Annotated in this window: 2 protein-coding genes; both read right to left on the reverse strand. The window is 70.1% G+C overall.

The genetic code is table 11. The features are described 5' to 3' along the window. A partial coding sequence (locus tag HMPREF3113_RS11925) for a tetratricopeptide repeat protein (protein ID WP_070472786.1) occupies window positions 1-751 on the reverse strand: 751 nt, incomplete at its 3' end. A gap of 5 nt (window positions 752-756) precedes the next feature. After that, window positions 757-1,571 (reverse strand): type II secretion system F family protein (locus tag HMPREF3113_RS11930; protein ID WP_139146364.1); only part of this gene is annotated, 815 nt, incomplete at its 5' end.

Genomic DNA, 1,571 nt, shown 5'->3' on the forward strand with positions numbered 1-1,571 from the left:
TGCCGGGCGCGGCGGCCGCCGTGGCGACGCTGGCCGGGGCACGCTGCACCGACGGCGCCGGCGCCGCCTGCTGGCGCAGCTGGTCCGCCATCCGGCGGACTTCGGCCTGCGCGCTGTCGGTCAGGCGCGCGTTGCGCATGATGGTGTCGGCCATGTCGTTCTGGCCGCGCAGCAGCGCCCAGACCGCCAGGTTGGCGTTGGCCTTGGCACTGCCGGGCGATAGTTCGGCGGCCTTGGCCAGCGGCTCCTGCGCGCGGGTCCAATCGCCGGCGCGCAACCGGGCGAAGCCCAGATCGCCGAGGTAGCCGGTGTTCAACGGCTGCAACTGCACGGCCTTCGCCAATGCCTGCTCGGCGCGTGCCGCGTCGCCGTCGCGGGCGGCGATCAGTCCGAGTCCGTGCCACGCCGCGGCCGCCTGCGGGCCGCTGGTCAGGCTGCCGTACATGGCCAGTGCCGCCTCGCGCTGGCCGGTTTCGCGCAGTGCATCGGCATTCAACAGGCGCAGTTGGGGACTGTCGCCATAGCGTTGGCGATACGCCTCCACGTGCGCCAGCGAGGCGTAGTACGCGCCCTGCTGCTGCATCTTGGAGATCAGCTCGAGGTAAAGCTGTTTGTCGTCCTGCGGGGCCACCTCGGGCGAGGCCAGTGCCATCGGATCCTGTCGGTAACCGTTGCGCACGTTCGAACAGGCCGCGCAGAGGGCAGTCGCGGCGAGCAGCAGGCAAAGGCGGGAAAGCGCGGCGTGGTGCATGGCGTTCAATCCAGTTTGGTCAGGGCGGAGGCGAGGGCGATGATGGCCGGGCCGGCCAGCACCAGCATCAGCGCCGGCAACAACGTCAACATCATCACCACGGTCATCTTTACCGAGAGCTTGCCGACCTTCTCCTTGAGGGTGGAACGGCGCTGTTCGCGCAGGCGGATGCTGAACTGGCGCAGCGGCTCCTGCACCGCTCCGCCATGCGCGTGGACCTGCAGGATCAGCTGCACCAGGCTGCGCAGGTCTTCGTCGTCGAACGACTCGCCCAGCCGGCGCAGCGACTGCTCGCGGCTGCGCCCGTGCATGTAGGCGATGTTGGCCTGGTGGATCTCGCGGCCGAGGACCGGGATCGCGTTGCGCAGTTTGTCGCCCAGGGTCTGCAGGCTCTGGTCCATGCTGAAGCCGACGCCCTGCAGCAGGCGCAGCAGGTCGATCAGCAGCGGCAATTCCGCCGAGACCTGCTTGCGCAGGCGCATCGCCCACGCACGCAGGGCGAACTTCGGCAACAGGATGCCGAAGGCCAGCGCGCCGAAGATCACCATCGCGCGGCTGAAGCCGGTGCTGTGGTTGAAGGCCAGCACCAGGACCAGCGTGGCCACGGCGATCAGCAGCCGAAGGGCAAGGAAGATCGCGGTGCCGGCGTTGGTGTTCCAGCCGGCCTGGTCGAGCAGCAACCGGTCTTCCGGTGCCAGCAGGGCGGCTTCGATGCGGCCGCCATTGAAACGCTGGCCGAGCGCGGCGACCGCAGCGAGCCAGCGCTGGCGCAGGCTGACCGGCGGCTGCTGGGCCGGGGCAGGGGCGCCGGCGGCATCGC

The sequence above is a fragment of the Stenotrophomonas sp. HMSC10F06 genome, from assembly GCF_001807865.1.
Lineage (GTDB): Bacteria > Pseudomonadota > Gammaproteobacteria > Xanthomonadales > Xanthomonadaceae > Stenotrophomonas > Stenotrophomonas bentonitica_A.